This window comes from Desulfospira joergensenii DSM 10085 (assembly GCF_000420085.1).
GTDB lineage: Bacteria > Desulfobacterota > Desulfobacteria > Desulfobacterales > Desulfobacteraceae > Desulfospira > Desulfospira joergensenii.
Map to the genome: position 1 here is coordinate 1,859,017 of NZ_ATUG01000002.1, position 16,673 is coordinate 1,875,689.

General features: G+C 50.0%; 14 protein-coding genes. 8 read left to right on the forward strand and 6 right to left on the reverse strand.

Annotation, left to right across the window (positions count from 1 at the left end; genetic code table 11):
- The first annotated feature begins 158 nt into the window (after window positions 1-158).
- On the forward strand, window positions 159-800 hold the full coding sequence (locus F608_RS0121230; protein ID WP_022667717.1) for a GntR family transcriptional regulator: 642 nt from the start codon (window positions 159-161) through the stop codon (window positions 798-800).
- An 87-nt stretch (window positions 801-887) separates the two neighbouring features.
- Entirely contained in the window at window positions 888-1,109 is a 222-nt protein-coding gene (locus F608_RS0121235; RefSeq protein WP_022667718.1) for a hypothetical protein, read from the forward strand.
- Window positions 1,110-1,178: 69 nt separating this feature from the next.
- On the opposite strand, the gene F608_RS32895 is transcribed toward F608_RS0121235, so the two are convergent.
- A complete protein-coding gene (locus F608_RS32895; protein WP_022667719.1) occupies window positions 1,179-1,658 on the reverse strand; it encodes a thioredoxin family protein in 480 nt (159 codons plus the stop codon).
- 41 nt (window positions 1,659-1,699) lie between these two features.
- The gene (locus F608_RS0121245; protein WP_022667720.1) at window positions 1,700-2,488 is read right to left on the reverse strand and encodes a TIGR00266 family protein; all 789 of its coding nucleotides are present in this window, start codon (window positions 2,486-2,488) and stop codon (window positions 1,700-1,702) included.
- A 445-nt stretch (window positions 2,489-2,933) separates the two neighbouring features.
- Between F608_RS0121245 and F608_RS0121250 the strand changes: the two genes are divergently transcribed.
- A complete protein-coding gene (locus tag F608_RS0121250; RefSeq protein ID WP_022667721.1) occupies window positions 2,934-3,557 on the forward strand; it encodes a PAS domain-containing protein in 624 nt (207 codons plus the stop codon).
- Here the strand turns inward: F608_RS0121250 and F608_RS0121255 are convergent.
- Together F608_RS0121255 and thrS are read right to left on the reverse strand one after the other, a co-directional pair.
- Window positions 3,552-3,938 (reverse strand): VanZ family protein, encoded by a 387-nt coding sequence (locus tag F608_RS0121255; RefSeq protein ID WP_022667722.1) that lies wholly within the window; start codon window positions 3,936-3,938, stop codon window positions 3,552-3,554. The genes F608_RS0121250 and F608_RS0121255 overlap by 6 nt on opposite strands.
- A 12-nt stretch (window positions 3,939-3,950) precedes the next feature.
- On the reverse strand, window positions 3,951-5,864 hold the full coding sequence (thrS, locus tag F608_RS0121260) for a threonine--tRNA ligase (RefSeq protein WP_022667723.1): 1,914 nt from the start codon (window positions 5,862-5,864) through the stop codon (window positions 3,951-3,953).
- A gap of 84 nt (window positions 5,865-5,948) precedes the next feature.
- Here thrS and F608_RS0121265 point away from each other — a divergent pair, with 84 nt between their 5' ends.
- From F608_RS0121265 to F608_RS0121290, 5 genes are all read left to right on the forward strand, one after another.
- Entirely contained in the window at window positions 5,949-7,073 is a 1,125-nt protein-coding gene (locus F608_RS0121265) for a ribonuclease D (RefSeq protein WP_022667724.1), read from the forward strand.
- Between the two features lie 29 nt (window positions 7,074-7,102).
- Window positions 7,103-7,963, forward strand: a complete 861-nt coding sequence (gene dapF, locus F608_RS0121270; RefSeq protein ID WP_022667725.1) for a diaminopimelate epimerase — start codon at window positions 7,103-7,105, stop codon at window positions 7,961-7,963.
- Between the two features lie 602 nt (window positions 7,964-8,565).
- Window positions 8,566-10,806 (forward strand): vitamin B12-dependent ribonucleotide reductase, encoded by a 2,241-nt coding sequence (locus F608_RS0121275; RefSeq protein WP_022667726.1) that lies wholly within the window; start codon window positions 8,566-8,568, stop codon window positions 10,804-10,806.
- Between the two features lie 510 nt (window positions 10,807-11,316).
- Window positions 11,317-14,343, forward strand: a complete 3,027-nt coding sequence (locus F608_RS0121280; RefSeq protein ID WP_022667727.1) for an AfsR/SARP family transcriptional regulator — start codon at window positions 11,317-11,319, stop codon at window positions 14,341-14,343.
- Between the two features lie 212 nt (window positions 14,344-14,555).
- Entirely contained in the window at window positions 14,556-14,948 is a 393-nt protein-coding gene (locus F608_RS0121290) for a hypothetical protein (protein ID WP_022667728.1), read from the forward strand.
- Between the two features lie 249 nt (window positions 14,949-15,197).
- Here F608_RS0121290 and F608_RS0121300 read toward each other — a convergent pair whose 3' ends face one another.
- Together F608_RS0121300 and F608_RS0121305 are read right to left on the reverse strand one after the other, a co-directional pair.
- Window positions 15,198-16,328: a homocitrate synthase/isopropylmalate synthase family protein gene (locus tag F608_RS0121300; RefSeq protein WP_244154312.1), complete on the reverse strand. Its 1,131-nt coding sequence runs from the start codon at window positions 16,326-16,328 to the stop codon at window positions 15,198-15,200.
- Window positions 16,329-16,351: 23 nt separating this feature from the next.
- Window positions 16,352-16,660, reverse strand: a complete 309-nt coding sequence (locus F608_RS0121305) for a (2Fe-2S) ferredoxin domain-containing protein (RefSeq protein WP_022667729.1) — start codon at window positions 16,658-16,660, stop codon at window positions 16,352-16,354.
- Window positions 16,661-16,673: the final 13 nt, after the last annotated feature.

Here is a 16,673-nt window from a genome sequence, read left to right on the forward strand (position 1 = left end):
TGACCGGGGCATTTGTCCAATAAATAGATCTAAAGGAAGCCATCAAACCGGGTATGATGATTCTGCAAAGGATAAAAAGAAAATTGTAAAACCGGCTTGACATTTATCTGATACATGATATTATCGATAATAGATAACTCGAAGGGAGCCAGGTGGATATGAAAGATAGGATAAAGCGGGAAAGTCTGACCGAGCAGATTAAATCCATCCTCATCGAGAGAATTGTTGACGGAACCCTTTCTCCCGGGGACAGGCTCAAGGAGCTGCAGCTTGCAGATGAATTCGGTACGAGCCAGGCACCTGTGAGAGAGGCCATCCGAAGTCTTCAGGCCCTGGGGTATGTGGAGCATAAACTTCATGTGGGCTCCCTGGTAAAGACCTTCAGCAAAAAAGAAATAGAAGAGGCCTTCCAGATCCGCCAGGCCCTGGAAGGGCATTGTCTGATGACCCGGGGCAGGGAGACCCAGGCGCTTGTTCTTGGGCTAAAAGCCCGGCTTGACCGGATGTCCCGGGCCCTTCCGGCCGGGGATGTCAGGGTCTTTACAGAGGCGGACAACGGGTTTCACCGGGCCATTATCGAGCATTCACAGAATAACCGGATGCTTGAAATATGGGAGTCCCTCAAGATCCAGCTCCAGGTGATCGCCACCATTGCAGAGGCGGCCATGCCTCTGGATGAACTCCATGCCCTGCATCTGCCCATTGTCGCCGCGCTGGAACAGGGAGAGCCGGAATTGGCGGTAAAGCATCTGGCCAACCATTATGAAGAGATCGGAGGGTATTGGAAAGAGCTTCAATAGGTGAAGCTCAGATGACGCCGGACGGAATTTTGAAACCATATATCAAATTATCGATAATAGGTAATATATAAAAAATAAGGAGGAAAGATGAAACAGAAAAAACAATCCAACGGATCTTTTTCATTTGATTTTGAAGCAATAACACTTGAGCATGTAAATAGTATAAAAGAGCGGAGCGAGTTTCTCCACGATGAAGCCGTGGCAGAAGCCTTTACCGGTTTTTTTCAGAAAGCGGAACGTTTTTTTACGAGCAGATGGAATATGTTGCACTGCGGCCACACCCAGTGTGAGGATGCTTCCCTGGGATAGCGAATCCTCCCTGTGCCGGTCCCGTAACAGGGCCGGCACAGGGCATTCCCGACAATGTCCATCTATCGGTTATTCTTGTTTGGATTTGTAATATTCCATGGGAGCCATGGTCTTGTAGCTCTCTGTCTGGATATAGTCCATGAAGAATTTGAAGGCCAGGGGATCGACAAATCCGGGCAGTTTATAGGCCGGGTTCATATCAGAGTCCAGAAACCGGCTGTCGGGAAATCCAGTGACCCTGTACTTTTCCGTGATGGCCTTTTCCCTGTCCCCGTCCACCTTTATGCTGACAAAATGCCGGTTCAGAAAGGCAATGACCTCCTCGTCCTTAAAGGTGGTGGCATTCATTTTCTTGCAGTATCCGCACCATTGGGTCATGAAGTGGAGAAAGATCTTTTTGTTTTCTTGTCTGGCTTCCCGGATGCCGGCGCCATAGGTCTTCCAGTCGATGGCCTGGCCCAGAGCAGGACTGTACAGAAGTGGGAAAACCAGAAGAATCATGAGAATAATCCTGGGGGTGGAATCCAAACTGTTTTGCAGAAATTTCATGGAAAAAGACCCTTTACTCAAAAATCAGCATTCAAAAATTTTTAATCCCCGTCCAGAAGCCGGCCGATGCCGCCCAGGAGGGAGCCTTCTCCCTTGGCCGTTCCCCCTGCAGACGGGGCATGGGCAATGATCCTATCCGCCAGCCTGGAAAAGGGAAGGCTCTGGAGAAAGACGGTTCCCTGGCCGCTCAAGGTGGCGAGGAAAAGGCCTTCCCCGCCGAAGAACATGGATTTAAGGTTCCCGGCCCTTTGGATGTCATAGTCGATCCCTGGACTGAACCCCACGATGCAGCCCGTATCCACCATGATGGTTTCATGGTTGAGTTGCTTTTCTACAATGGTTCCGCCGGCGTGGACAAATGCCATTCCGTCTCCCTGCAGCCGCTGGAGAATGAATCCTTCTCCTCCGAAAAATCCGGCCCCCAGCTTTTTATTGAATGCGATGCTCACACGGGTACCCAGGGCTGCGCATAGAAAAGCATCTTTCTGGCAGATGAGTTCCCCGCCCATTTTATTCATATCCAGGGGAATGATCTTTCCGGGGTAGGGGGCTGAAAAGGCCACCCGCTTTTTGCCCCGGCCCTGGTTGGTAAAATGGGTAAGAAAAAGGGATTCTCCGGTAACGGCCCGCTTGCCGGCATCCAGGAGTTTGCCCATGAGCCCCCTGTCCGGCTGGGATCCGTCCCCCATCTTGGCCTCAAAAGAGACTCCCTCTTCCATCCAGTTCATGGCTCCGGCTTCTGCGATGACGGTTTCTCCGGGATCCAGCTCCACCTCCACGGTCTGCATGTCATCCCCGAAAATTTCAAAATCCACTTCGTGGCATTTCATTTGATCTCTCCTTTATCCATGTTCTAAATCAGGCTCATTGCCTTCAGGTTCTAAAAGAACCCATATCATACATTTTTTCGGGGGAATTGTATAATGGGTTTTGGATTTTAAAGGGCAGTCGGTTTATTTTCCAGCGCCCCTGGTGAACATGTCCATATCTTCCCGGGTAAAAAAATCCAAATGCATTGGCCTGTGAACCCGAGTTCCTTCGGTGTCATGTCGATAAAATGGTTGTTTTTAATTGGAGGGCAGGGCAATCCCGCCGGAACACCCGCCGGAATAATTGAAAAGGCACACCTTACAGCCAAAGGCCTGGGGGCCATAAGAGGCCTGTCCCGCCGATGGTAGGGTTTCCCTTTTCCCCACAGGTCCGATTTATGCATCGATATTATCAAGGTCAAAATTCAGGAAAGACCTTTATGGGATATAAAAAAGGGGGGAGACCATGGATCTGAAAGAGGGAACAGGCCGGAAAATCAGGTTTTCCGGGAAGGTTCCGGGAAAACTCAAGGAGGGAAATGATTTCAGCAGTGTTGTACTGAACCACACGGGGGACGGGGTTCTGGCCCTCACCCTGGAGGGGGAAATCCTCTATGCCAATCCCGCAGCCATGAATTTGTTCGACCTGTCCTTGGAAAACCTGAATGCCAGGCCAATTTTAGAGAGTATCAGTCCGGACCAGCACCGGTATCTTCCCGGGTTTTTGATCCATCCCGGATCCGGACTGCCGGAAAAAGGAGAGGCCGGTCTGGTTCGGATAAATACCCGGAATCTGATTTTTAAATTCATCCCCATGAGCGCAGAGACCCTGGACTGGATTCTGCTGATCATCCATGAGATCCGTCAGGAGGATTGTAAGACCGCGGAAAAGACCTCCGGCCCAGACCGTCTGGGAGCCTTGAGGGGCCTGATTCCCATCTGTGCCAGCTGCAGGAGAATTCGAAATCCCGAGGGACTTTGGGACCCCATGGAAACCTTTATCCAGAAACATTCCGACGCCGTGTTCAGCCACGGTATCTGTCCGGAATGCTCCAGACTGCTCTACGGCAGTCATTCCGAAATCTCATAGAACCCTGGAAACCGGGTTTTTCCCGGATCGGACCCGGCCGTAGATCCAGACTCCCAGAAGAGCACCGAGAATGTCGGCGGCCCAGTCCATGACAGAGGCGGATCTGGACGGTACAAAAGCCTGGTGAATCTCATCGGACAGGCCGTAAAAAGAGGCGAACAAAAGAGCCAGGATCTTGATTCTCGAAAGGGGCAGCCCTTTTTTTTCCCGTGGGATCCACCGCGCCGCAAGAAGGGCCATCAATGCGTAGGCCGCCAAATGCATGACCTTGTCGTCATGGGGAAACAGGGGCTCTGAAATCAGACTGGGGCAGCCGGACTGCCAGAAGATGAAACCACAGAACAGGGCCAGGGGAAGCCGGTAAAACAGATTCAACTTCATGGATAGGCCGGATCAGAACACGGATTCATCCAAGGTCCTGTTTTTGATATGTTCCCGGACCGGTTTGATAAACTCATCCATGGACAGCCCCATCCTGACCTTACCGTCCAGGGTCCGGACAGACAGGGTCCGGCTCTCTTTTTCCTTGTCCCCGATGGTGATGATCAGGGGCACGTAGTTGAGCTGGGCCTCCCGGATCTTCTTCTTCAGGGTCTCGTTCCTGGCGTCGATTTCGGTCCGGATGCCCAGGAAGTCCAGTTCCTGACGGACAGACCCGGCATACTCGGCCAGGTCCTGGTTAATGGGCAGGACCACGGCCTGGACCGGGGCCAGCCACAGGGGGAATTTCCCGGCAAAATGCTCCACCAGGATGCCGAAGAACCGCTCCATGGAGCCGTAGATCACCCTGTGGATCATGATGGGCCGGTGCTTTTCATTGTCCTGGCCCTTATAGGTCAGGTCAAACCGTTCGGGCAGGGACATGTCCAGCTGGACCGTGCCGCACTGCCAGGTTCTTCCCAGGGCGTCCTTGATATGGATGTCGATCTTGGGGCCGTAAAAAGCACCGTCCCCCTCGTTGATCATGTACTCCTGTCCATAGTCCTCAAGGGCCTCCTTAAGTCCGTTGGTGGCCGTTTCCCACTGCTCGTCGGTTCCGATGGATTTGTCCGGCCGGGTGGAGAGCTCCAGGTGAAAGGTCAGGCCGAAACGCCGGTAGATTCTTTCGGCCAGCCTGAGTACACCCAGAACCTCGTCCCCGATCTGGTCCGGGGTCATGAAGATATGGGCATCGTCCTGGTGAAAGGCCCTTACCCGGAAGAGACCGGACAGGGCACCGGACAGTTCGTGGCGGTGAACCAGGCCGATCTCGCCGGACCGCAGGGGAAGGTCCCTGTAGGAATAGGACCGGGTTTTGTAGAGGAGCATGCCCCCGGGACAGTTCATGGGCTTGATGGCGTACTCTTCATCGTCAATGACCGAGGTGTACATGTTTTCCCGGTAGTTTTCCCAGTGGCCGCTTTTTTCCCAGAGTTTCCGGTTGAGCATGACCGGGGTCTTGGTCTCCACGTAACCGGCGGCCTTATGCTCCTCCCGCCAATAGTCCAGCAGGGTGTTCCACATGGCAATGCCCCGGGCATGGAAAAAGGGCATGCCCGCAGCCTCGTCGTGAAAGGAATAGAGATCCAGCCGGGTGCCCAGTTTTCTGTGATCCCGTTTCTTGGCCTCTTCGATGAAATTGAGGTATCTGTTCAGTTCTTTTTTGTCAAAAAAGGAAATCCCGTAAAGCCTCTGGAGCTGTTCCCGGGACTGATCGGCCCGCCAATAGGCCCCGGAGATCTTGAGCAGCTTGAGTCCTTTGATCATACCCGTATGGGGGATATGGGGACCCCGGCACAGGTCAATGAAATTTCCGTTTTGATACAGGGAGATCTCCTCATCCCCCGGCAGCTCATTGATCAGTTCTATCTTAAAGGGATTGTCTTTGAAGAGTTCAAGAGCCTCTTCCTTGGAGACCACCTTTCTTTCAAATCCGGCCTTGGCCTTGACGATTTTTTTTATCTCCGCCTCAATGGCAGGCAGGTCATCCTCGGAAATGGGAGCCATGTCAATGTCATAGTAAAACCCGTCTTCCACCACAGGCCCGATGGTAAGCTTTGCATCGGGATAGATATTGAGTACGGCCTCGGCCATGACATGGGCCGAGGAGTGGCGGAGGATATCAAGCCCTTCCTTTTGCTTTGTGGTGATCAATTCAATTTCGGAATCTTCTTTGATTTCAAGGCTCAGGTCCAGGAGCCTGTCGCTGATTTTCATTGCCACGCAGTTTCTGGCAAATCCTTCTGAAATGCTTTGGGCCACGTCCATGCCGGTGGGGTTATTTTCAAAGCTCTTTATCGTCTTGTCCGGAAATGTTATGCTGATCATCTTATTTCCCATTGTGTTTAAGCGGTTTTAAATATAAAGAAAGAAATTCTAAAAGAACTAATGTAAACAATCAAGGAAAAATATTTGAATTTTAAGTTTATAGAGTCGGATCAGGAACTGGCCCGGGTATGTGAGTCCCTTGGGAGGGAAGAAATCATCGGTGTGGATCTTGAAGCGGATTCCATGCACTGCTTCAAGGAAAAGATCTGCCTGATTCAGATTGCATCCCCCCAGGGGGCGTTTCTGGTGGATCCCTTTATCATCAAGGGCATGGGACCTTTCGTGGATGTGCTGGGAAATCCTTCCATCATCAAGGTCTTTCACGGTGCGGATTTTGATGTGAGAAGCCTGGACCGGGAGTACAGCGCTCGAATTGCCAATCTCTTTGATACGGAAATTGCCTGCCGGTTTTTAAATGTCAGGGAAAGGGGACTGGGAGCCCTGTTAAAAGAACACTTTAATGTCTACGTGGACAAGCGCTTCCAGAAACAGGACTGGTCCAGGCGTCCCCTGAATCCGGAGATGATCGCCTATTCCGTCGGGGATGTGGCCCATCTCATCGATCTCTATAAGACCATCCGGCAGCGTCTGGAAAAGGCCGGCCGCCTGGACTGGGCCCAGGAGGAATTTGAGCTCCAGGCCGGGGTGAGGTATGAGTGCAATCATCAGCCGCCCCTTTTTAAAAAGTTCAAGGGAGCCGGGAAACTGGACAACAGGAGCCTGGCCGTACTTGAAAGTCTGTTGAGGTTCAGACTTGAAGCGGCTGAAAAAAAGGATCAGCCCCTGTTCAAGATCATATCCAACCAGTCTATTCTTACCCTGACCACCCTCAGGCCCAAAAACGTGGAGCAGATGGTGACAAAAGGAGCTTTGAGCAAAAAACAGGCCGCCATGTACGGAGCCCAGTGTCAAACGGCCATAGAAGAGGCCCTGGCTCTTCCCCACAAGGATCTGCCCTCCTATCCCCGGGTATCCACCCCCAGGAAAACACCCGTGGTTCAGGATCGGATCAAGAGATTGAAAAAGATGCGGGAAAAGCAGAGCGTTGCCATTGGAATGGAGCCTGGATTCCTGATCAATAACGCCAGTCTCACGGCCTTGGCATTTGATAATCCGGATAGTCTGGAAAAGCTGATTTCCATACCCGGTTTTAGGAAATGGCAGGTGGAGGCTCTGGGGGATGAAATCCTTAAAACCTTGGGACATTAAATAAGAAAGAACTACGGAGGATCAGGAAGATGGAAATTCCCTTTGTTAAGATGGAAGGCCTGGGAAATGATTTTGTGATCATGGATGACCGGCAGGGAGGGATCCGAAAAGAGATCTCCTGTTCCGACCTGGCAAAAAGACTTTGTGACCGCCATTTTGGAATCGGCGGGGACGGAATCATCCTGGCCGGGGAATCCCGGGATCATGATATTGAATTCATCATCTTTAATTCAGACGGATCCGAAGCCCAGATGTGCGGAAACGGCATGCGCTGCTTTGCCAAATTTCTTTTTGAAAGACAGATCCTGCCGGGAACCCGGTTTCGTGTGGCCACCAGGGCCGGAACCATAGAACCCGAGGTCCTGACCGATGAACACGGCCGGGTGGTTTCCGTGAAAGTCGATATGGGAGAGCCGGTTCTAAAGCCGGAGCTCATTCCCTTTGTTCCTTCCTCTCCCTGTGAAATCGCCATGGAAGAGAAAATAGATCTGGAGGGGAGTCAGATGACTGCCACCATTGTCTCCATGGGCAACCCCCATACCGTGGTCTTTACGGAAGACCTCTCCTCCTCGGATGTGGAAAGAACCGGCCGGGCCGTGGAAAATCATTCCCAATTTCCTGAAAAAACCAATGTGGAGTTCATTGAAGTGCTCAATGACCGGGAACTGAAGATGAAGGTCTGGGAGCGGGGAGTCGGCATTACCCTGGCCTGCGGAACCGGAGCCTGCGCCTCCCTTGTGGCGTCGAACCTCACCGGACGGACCGGGAACCGTGCCGTGGTCCACCTGGACGGAGGAGACCTGGAGATCTTCTGGGACCGGGAAAACACAGGTCGTGTGTACAAGACCGGACCTGCGGTTCAGGTGTTTGAGGGCCGGATCAACATCTGATTTTCCCCTGGATGTTATTCCTCAAAAAAAGATCCTTGCTTTTTGGCGTCTGAGGCTATGAAATTCAGAAGGGATAGAATAAAAGACTTTCTGATCTTAATTCAAGTCGGGCGTTCCGCCCTTCCTGCTGTCTGAGAACTACAGAGGGTCGAGAAGACATAAACTCCATTGCCTGCCTGCTGAAAAACTCCATAGAACAACTCTTGTCAAAAGGATCTGAAAGCGATGGCCGGCAGAAGAAGTCATAGGATAGAATGGAAAAACAACTTTCCACTCACAATCATAGACAGAGTCAACAGACCTGCTGATACTTTAATGCGGTACTGACCGGCGCCGTGAATATCTCAAATAACAGGCTTGCCAGTGTTCATTTGGATTGTTGAAACCTATAATGCAACAATCAAGGTTTGAGCCAGACCCCAACCGCCCCTTTGACCCAACAAAAAACATGAAATCTTCATCCCTTTGATGACCTGCTCAAACAAAACCACATATTGTACTTGTTCTTTGTTAAACAACTATATATAGTAGCGCCTGTCAGTACAAGCCAAGAATCTTTTTTTAAGTTCTGAATTATCAATAATTCCAAAGGAGTTCGCTCAATGGGTACAAAAAAAGAACAGGCAGGCCAAATAGATTTTTTAACTGAAAATGCCAAAACGGTTCTGGAACGGCGCTATTTGAAAAAAGATGCATCCGGGAAGATATGTGAATCACCGGAACATATGTTCAGACGGGTGGCCGCCCATATTGCCAAAGCTGAAAAAAATTATGATACAGCGACAGATGTCCGGGAAATTGAGGATCAATTTTACAGCTTAATGGCCGAGTTCAGGTTTTTGCCCAACTCCCCCACCCTGATGAATGCTGGCAGGTCCCTGGGACAGCTGGCCGCCTGTTTTGTCCTCCCGGTGGAAGACAGCATTGACGGAATATTCGATGCCGTTAAAAATGCAGCAACCATACATAAATCAGGAGGGGGGACCGGGTTTTCATTTTCCCGGCTGCGTCCTGAAAACAGCAAGGTCGGTTCCACCGGCGGTGTGGCATCCGGCCCGGTCTCCTTTATGAAGATTTTTAATATCGCCACGGAACAGGTCAAACAGGGCGGAACCAGGAGAGGGGCAAATATGGCCGTTCTTCGGGTGGATCACCCGGATATCATGACCTTTATCACCTGTAAGAACAATAAAAAGGAACTGAACAACTTTAACATATCCGTGGGCGTGACAGATGAATTCATGGCCGCGGTGGCGCAAAAAAGGGATTATGACCTGATTGATCCCCATTCAGGGAAAATGAGCGGCCGTCTCAATGCTGATGCAGTCTACAATGAATTGATCTCACAGGCATGGGAGACAGGCGATCCGGGAATCATTTTTTTAGATGAGATCAACCGGTTTAATACCACTCCGGGTCTGGGGGACATGGAATCAACCAATCCCTGCGGGGAGCAGCCGCTTTTGCCCATGGAGGCCTGCAACCTGGGTTCCATCAACCTGACTCGGTTCATCACTGGAACCAAAAAACAGCCTGAGGTGGATTATGAAAAGCTTCTGGAGACCATCCATCTGTCTGTCCGGTTCTTAGATAACACCATCGATATGTCCAGATACCCCATGGATGAGATTGATAGGATGGTCAAGGGAAATCGGAAAATCGGTTTGGGCATCATGGGGTTTGCAGATCTTCTCTATATGCTTGATACGCCCTATGACTCAGAAGAGGCGTTGGCCCTTGCCAAAGAAATCATGTCCTTTGTTCAGACAGAATCCCACAAAGCCTCCTGTGATCTGGCAAAAACCAGGGGGGTATTTCCCAATTTTGACCATAGTGTTTTTAAAGGCAAAAAAGGCCAGCAGAGGCGCAATGCCACAACCACGACCATTGCCCCCACCGGAACATTGAGTATCATTGCCGGCTGTTCCAGCGGTATTGAGCCTGCCTTTGCATTGAGTTATGTGAGAACGGTAATGGACAATGACCGGTTGATCGAGGTGAACCCGGTGTTTAAACGGCTGGCCATTGATAAGGATTTCTACTCTGATGCCCTAATGGAGGAAATTGCTGAAAACGGCACGGTGAAAGGGAACCTCAATGTACCGTCTGACCTGCAAAAGGTTTTTGTTACCGCCCATGACATTAAGCCCGAACATCATATAAAAATGCAGGCTGCCTTTCAAAAGTATACCGACAATGCCGTGTCAAAGACGGTGAATCTTCCCCACGACGCCACCCAGGCAGATGTCCGATTTATCTATGACCAGGCTTTTAAGCTTAAATGCAAGGGGGTTACCATCTACCGGGACGGCAGCAAGGATAACCAGGTGCTTTCGGTGTCAAAAAAGGGAGAAAAGGTTGAGGAAAAGGATGATTTCCTACTGGCCGGGCAACAAAGGCCCCAAACCCTTGAAGGGTTTACCGAAAGAATAAAAACCGGGATGGGCAATCTCTATATCACCGTTTCAGAGTATAAAGGCAGACCCTTTGAACTCTTTGCAACCGTGGGTAAATCCGGAAAATCAACCCAAGCAAAAACAGAAGCCATCGGCCGCCTGATTTCTTTGGCCCTGAGGTCTGGAATTACAGTGGATGACATCATTGGACAGATCAGCGGGATTCGCGGAGAGCATGCGATTTTCCAGGATGGAGGTCTTGTTTACTCCATCCCGGATGCCATTGCCAAGGTCCTGGAAAAACGGTATCTGCCCAAAAATGGAAACGGGAAAAAGCAGTTTAAAAACAACCTTAAATCTGATCTATGCCCGGAATGCGGCCAGGCCATAATCTTTGAAGAGGGATGTAAAACCTGCCATTCATGCGGTTATACCAAATGCGGTTAACTGCATATTTGTAAATAAACCAGACCTGATGCCGGCATATGAGATTCGGCACCAGGTCTTATTTTTTAAATCTTATCTGTAATTTATAACCGTCTTGAAATGGCGATCCATTGATGCCCTCAAAAATTCCGGAAAAAGGGTCTGCCGCATAATTTGGGGGACACGAAACAAAATTGCCATGAATTAAATGGCGCTCCCCCGAATAACGCATCGTTTTCAGATGCAACGAAAATCGCATGCCAACTCGGGTGCCGTCAGAAGAATGCCGGGTTTGTTAAGGCCGGAATCACCTCATTGATTATCGGTGGCCGCCAAAAATTTCAAAGAAGCTTTAAGTAACAAAACAATGTTGAAACCGGCAGGATTATACATTGGCCATCAGATATGCTATGTAATTGCAATCGGTTCAGCCCTGTTTTTAATTCTATGAATTAGTGTAAAAATATGTCGGGTGAAATCGCAAAAATATCACGTCCGTCCCTGCGAAATGTATTGGAACGAAAGGAGAAATTGAACCGGCTGGAGTCGGCTCTGGACTCCCCTGTGGTATGGGTGGCCGGTCCTGCGGGAAGCGGCAAGACAACATTGGTTTCTGATTTTGTCCGCAGCCGCAAAAGGCCCTGTATCTGGTACCAGGTGGACGAGAGGGATGTGGATCCCGGTACTTTTTTCCATTATATGGGGCTTGCCGTCAAAAAGGCATTTCCGGAAAATAAAAAACATGTCCCTGATTTTTCACCTGAATCCCTTTCCGGGTTAATGGGGTTTACCATCACTTTTTTTGAGAAGATCTTTGATACGTTAAAAAAGGGCTCCCTGCTGGTATTGGATAATTATCAGATGATGCAGGCGGATGCCCATCTGCACCGCTTAATGAAAAGGGCATTGTCGATTATCCCCCGGGGCATGAACATCATCATCATCAGCCGGAAATCTCCCCCAAAAGAACTTGTTGGATTCCTGGCCGACAATACAATGGCTGTTCTGCTGTGGGAGGACCTGAAACTGACCCTGGATGAAGCCCGGGATATTTTGGTCCTGAGAAGTAAATATCATTATTCAAAAAAAGAAGTTCAACATCTTCACGAGATCACCAATGGGTGGGTGTCGGGTCTGACCCTCTGGGTCCATGCCTCTTTATTCTCGCCATCCGCCCCTGTTCAGGCGGCCTACGATACCCCGGAAGAGATATTTGATTATTTTGCCAGTGAAATATTTTCCAATACTTCTCCGGAGATGAAACATTTTTTAATGGCAACTTCTTTTCTGCCGAAGATGAATATTTCCATGGCCGATGAAATCGCCGGTACGCAGAACGCCAGGGACATCCTGCTGAACTTGGTCAGACAGCAGTACTTTATTCTAAAATATGGACGTTTAGACCGATTTTATGCCTACCACCAGCTCTTCAGATCTTTTTTGCAGGCCCGGGCCCTGGATACCCTGACCCGGACAGAATTGAACCATTACCGGAAAAAAGCGGCCCTGTTGTTGATCAAGAACGGGGATATCGATGAGGCGGCAAGGCAATTGATTGAGTGTCAGGCCTTTGATGAACTGGCTGAATTGATTACAACCCATTCTTTGACTCTGATTGGGCAGGGACGCCATGCCCTGATTATCGAATGGGTGAGTACACTTCCCGAAGAAATAGTGATGAAAAACATCTGGCTCGTATACTGGTTGGGCGTTGCCCGGTTGGTGATATCCCCGGAGGAGAGTTACCGGAATTTTGAGATTGCTTTTCAATTTTTCTCTGAAAGCGGGGATGTTTTAGGAAAGCTGCTTTCCTGGTCCGGTATTATCGACGCCCTGGCGTTGCAGTTCAGTAATTTTAAGGGATTCGATAAATGGATACAGGTATTTGATCAAATCAAAAAGGATTATTTGTCCATATCCGACGAAGAGATTCAATGCCGTGTGGCATCCAGTTTTTTCAAGGCATTGGTGCTTCGGCAGCCCCACCATCCAAGTGTGGAAATGTGGGCAAAGCTGGCTCTGGTAAGAGGCAATGACAGAGAAACGCTCAATATGCGTTCTTGGACCTATGTCCGTTTGCAATTTTATTATCTTGCCATCAAAACCGACACCCGGAAGCTCGAAGAGATCGCGGAAGAATTAAAAAGAATCGCTGCTGCCCACCCCTACACAAGTCCCATGGCCACGATCAATGTCCTGTACACGGAAATGGTTGCCCTTCAATTTACCGGCCGGCTGCAGCAAAGCCTGGCCGTCCTTAGTAAATACAGGATCGTTGCCGGAAAAAGCGGCATTCATCTGTTTGATTTTTTCTTCTCCATGCATGAAGCCAGTATTTATCTGGACATGAACAATGTCGGCAAAGCCGCCCGGGTGCTGAAACAAATGCAGTCCCATGAAGATGTCATGAATCCGTGGGTAAAGAGCTTTTACTATTTCCAGAAGACAAGGCTGGGCATGATGAAACAGGATTGTTCCGGTATAGAGGAGGACAACAGCAAAGCCCTGGCGCTGGCAGAAGAGGTTGGATGCCATTTCACGATTCTCGTCTGTCTGCTCCAAAAAGTCTATGTTTACCAGGCCAGAGGACTCAGAGAAAAAGCCGGGATCTTATTAAAGGAATATTTTGATCGAATTGAAAACCGGGAATCGGCTCGAGACCATTTTATGGGGCTTCTGACCCAGGCCCATCTGTTTTTTGAATCCGGAAAAGAAAAAAAGGGGCTCGCGGCCCTGCGTAAGGGCCTTGCCATTGGAAAAAAACATGAACTGCTGTTTAATTTTTCAGATCAGCCCGCCGTTACCGCCGGGCTCTGTATGAAAGCGCTGTCGGAAAATATAGAAGTCTCCCATGTCCAAACCATTATCAAAAAAAGAAACCTTCAACCCGAAGTCCCGCCGGTTCACCTGGATAACTGGCCCTGGCCGGTTAAAATTCAGTCTTTCGGCAGTTTTGAGATTTATATTGAGGGTCATCCGATTCATCTTTCCCGGAAATCACCCAGGAAAATATTCAAATTGCTAAAGGCAATCATCGCCTACCCCAATGATAAAGTGCCGGCAATATGGCTCATGGACAGCTTATGGCCGGATGCAGACGGGGACCGTGCAATGGAATCCCTGAAGGTTTCAATAAAAAGATTGCGCAAACTGCTGGGCAATCCCCAGGCTGTCCAATGGAAAAAATCAACGGTATGGCTGAATCCAAAACTTGTCTGGGTAGATCTCATCGCATTTGAATCCATCAATGAAGAGATCAACCGGCAGACCAGTGATCCCCGCAGCCATCCATTCATACGCAGCAGAATAGATTCGGCTGTCAATCTGGTGATGGGGCCCTTCCTTGAAGGGGATGACAGCCTGCCTGTGTTCATCTCCCGTCGGTCGGAGCTGGAGATTCTGCTTGCCCATCTTTTTCAACTGGCCTTGACCCATGCAAAATCAAAACGAAAATTGGTGAAGATGATCACGCTTTGTAACAAAACGGTGAGCAACCCAAGCCTTTCCCAGGCCATCCATCAGAAAGTCGTTGCATGGATGTCAAAAAATGGTGAATGACACCAGAGTTTTCCTTCCTTAAGACCACAAAAATTGAAAATAAAACCTGCTATTTGTCCCTGATCTGTCCCCGCCGGTAGAGTAAAGATCTAAAAAAGAGACTCCGTGCCGGAGAGAAGTCTCTCCGGTTATACGGCCAGGGCCTTGATTGTGAGGGCATGGCTGACGGGTCGATTCGAGTGATTGAAAATTGTAAAAAAGGGGAGGGGGCGATGAAAAAATTAATGGGGATCATTTTTCTGGGGATCATGCTCATGAATCCGCCTGCAATACCGGCCGGGGAAACAAAGAATCAGGCGGCAGTAGACGCAAAGGATACGCAAGTAGAGGGCAAAGCATACTTTGACAGCCGGACAGGCCATCGATATGTAAAAGCAGAGAATCAGACCTACATGGAATTTGACAGAAAAGGCCGGTTCCTGAAAACAGTGCCGGATACTTTGCCCCTTCTTTTACAGAGCCGGTCCATCCATCCCATATCCGACGAGAATTATATTCTGTATAAAAAATGCGTTCAGGGGAAGATCTGTTTTAAGTCATTGCGTGCGGTTTCACCCCATCCTGAAGGCTGGTATGCCGATAAACTTCTCCTTGCGATTAACTAAAAGAGAGATGGGGTTGTAAAAAGGATGATGAATCCGTTGAGTTTCTATCTATTTCCATTATGGCCGGGCCTGGAGTGAAGGGCTTTGGACTTTCCATGACCGCTGTTTGGATACTGTTGCCGCCTTTTTTAAAAAATTCAAAGGGCACCTCCAGGCAACAGTATCCAACCCCACAAAATCGCAGATTCTTCTGATCCGGGATGACCTGGAAAAAAGGGTCAAGTGCCGGTGACAATATGGACCCAGTTGTCAGAGCCGGAAATACAATTCGGCCAGTTCCCCCGAGGATACGTTCTTCTTCCCGGCCAGGGCGGTTTCCCGCACCAGGGAAAGGAGCTTTTCCCCCTGGGTTCGGTTGATGGAGATGCCCCGGGATTTGAGGGTATGGCGGATAGAGGCAAATCCGGAATGGTAGCCGGCCAGAAGCCTGGATTCTCCTCCCCCCACCATCCCGGGATCAAAGGGCTGGTAAGAGGATGAATCCCTGAGCAGGCCGGCACAGTGAATGCCGGATTCATGGCAGAAGACCTTGCTGCCCACAATGGGTTTTGAGGAATGGATTTTCCGGCCCGAGGCCCGGGAAACCAGGCGGCTGAGATCGGTCAGGCAGGAGAGGTCGATCCCGGTGAACATCCCCTCTATACCTGCCAGGGCCACGGCAGCCTCTTCCAGGGGGATATTTCCGGCCCGTTCTCCCAGGCCGTTGACGGTAACGCTTAAACTCTTTGCCCCGGCCTGGGCCGCGCTCACGGCATTGGCCGTTGCCATGCCCAGATCATTGTGGCCGTGGAAACCCAGTTCAAGGCCCGGCATTTTTTTCAGCAGGCAGGCGACCCGGGTCATGACCATGGAGGGATGGGCCGTTCCCACGGTATCGGCCAGACTGATCCGGCGGATCCCGCAGTATAAAGCCCTTTGTGTAAAGGTTTCCAGAAAATCCATGTCCGTCCGGAAGGCATCCTGGGCTCCCAGGGAGATCCGGTCAAAGTATTTTTTCGCCTGTTCAATAGATTCTTCCATCTGCTCCAGGACCCAGGCTTCATCCTTGTTAAAGGTCCGGAGCAGGATGGAAGAAACGGGAAAGCTGATATGAACCCCGGCAGTACCGCACTCCGAGGCTTTGTAAATGTCCTCCTTTCCCGCCCTGCACCAGGAAACAAGAGTACAGGGCAGCTTCAATTGAATTAACTGTCTGATCTGGCTGAAGGCAGGCTCCCCCATGGCCGGGATGCCTGCCTCGATTTCATCAACTCCGGCCCGGGCCAGGCTTTCTGCAATCTCAAGTTTTTCTTTGGTGCTGAAGACCACGCCCGGGGCCTGTTCCCCGTCCCGCAGGGTCGTATCTGCGATCCGGATCCTGATGCCATCTTTTTCAGCCATTTCCATTTTTGATCTATCCGTTCTCAATTCAATACATAGTCCTTGGCAATTTCCCCATCCTCCAGGGCATCCAAAATCTCGTCAATGGCATCCTCGGAGTCCACATTCCCATACCAGGTGTTTTCCGGGTAGATTACCATGACCGGTCCCTGGTCGCAGAGTTTGAGACAGCAGGTGGAAGATACGATTACATCTTCCAGCCCCCGGTCGATAATTTCATTTTCAATATAGGGCAGATAGGCGACACTGTTTTTTCTATGACATTTTCCCTTGAGTTCTCCATTGGGCCGGAAACTGGCGCAGACCAGAATGTGGTGTTTGGGTTTTTCCATTTGTTTTCCTCAA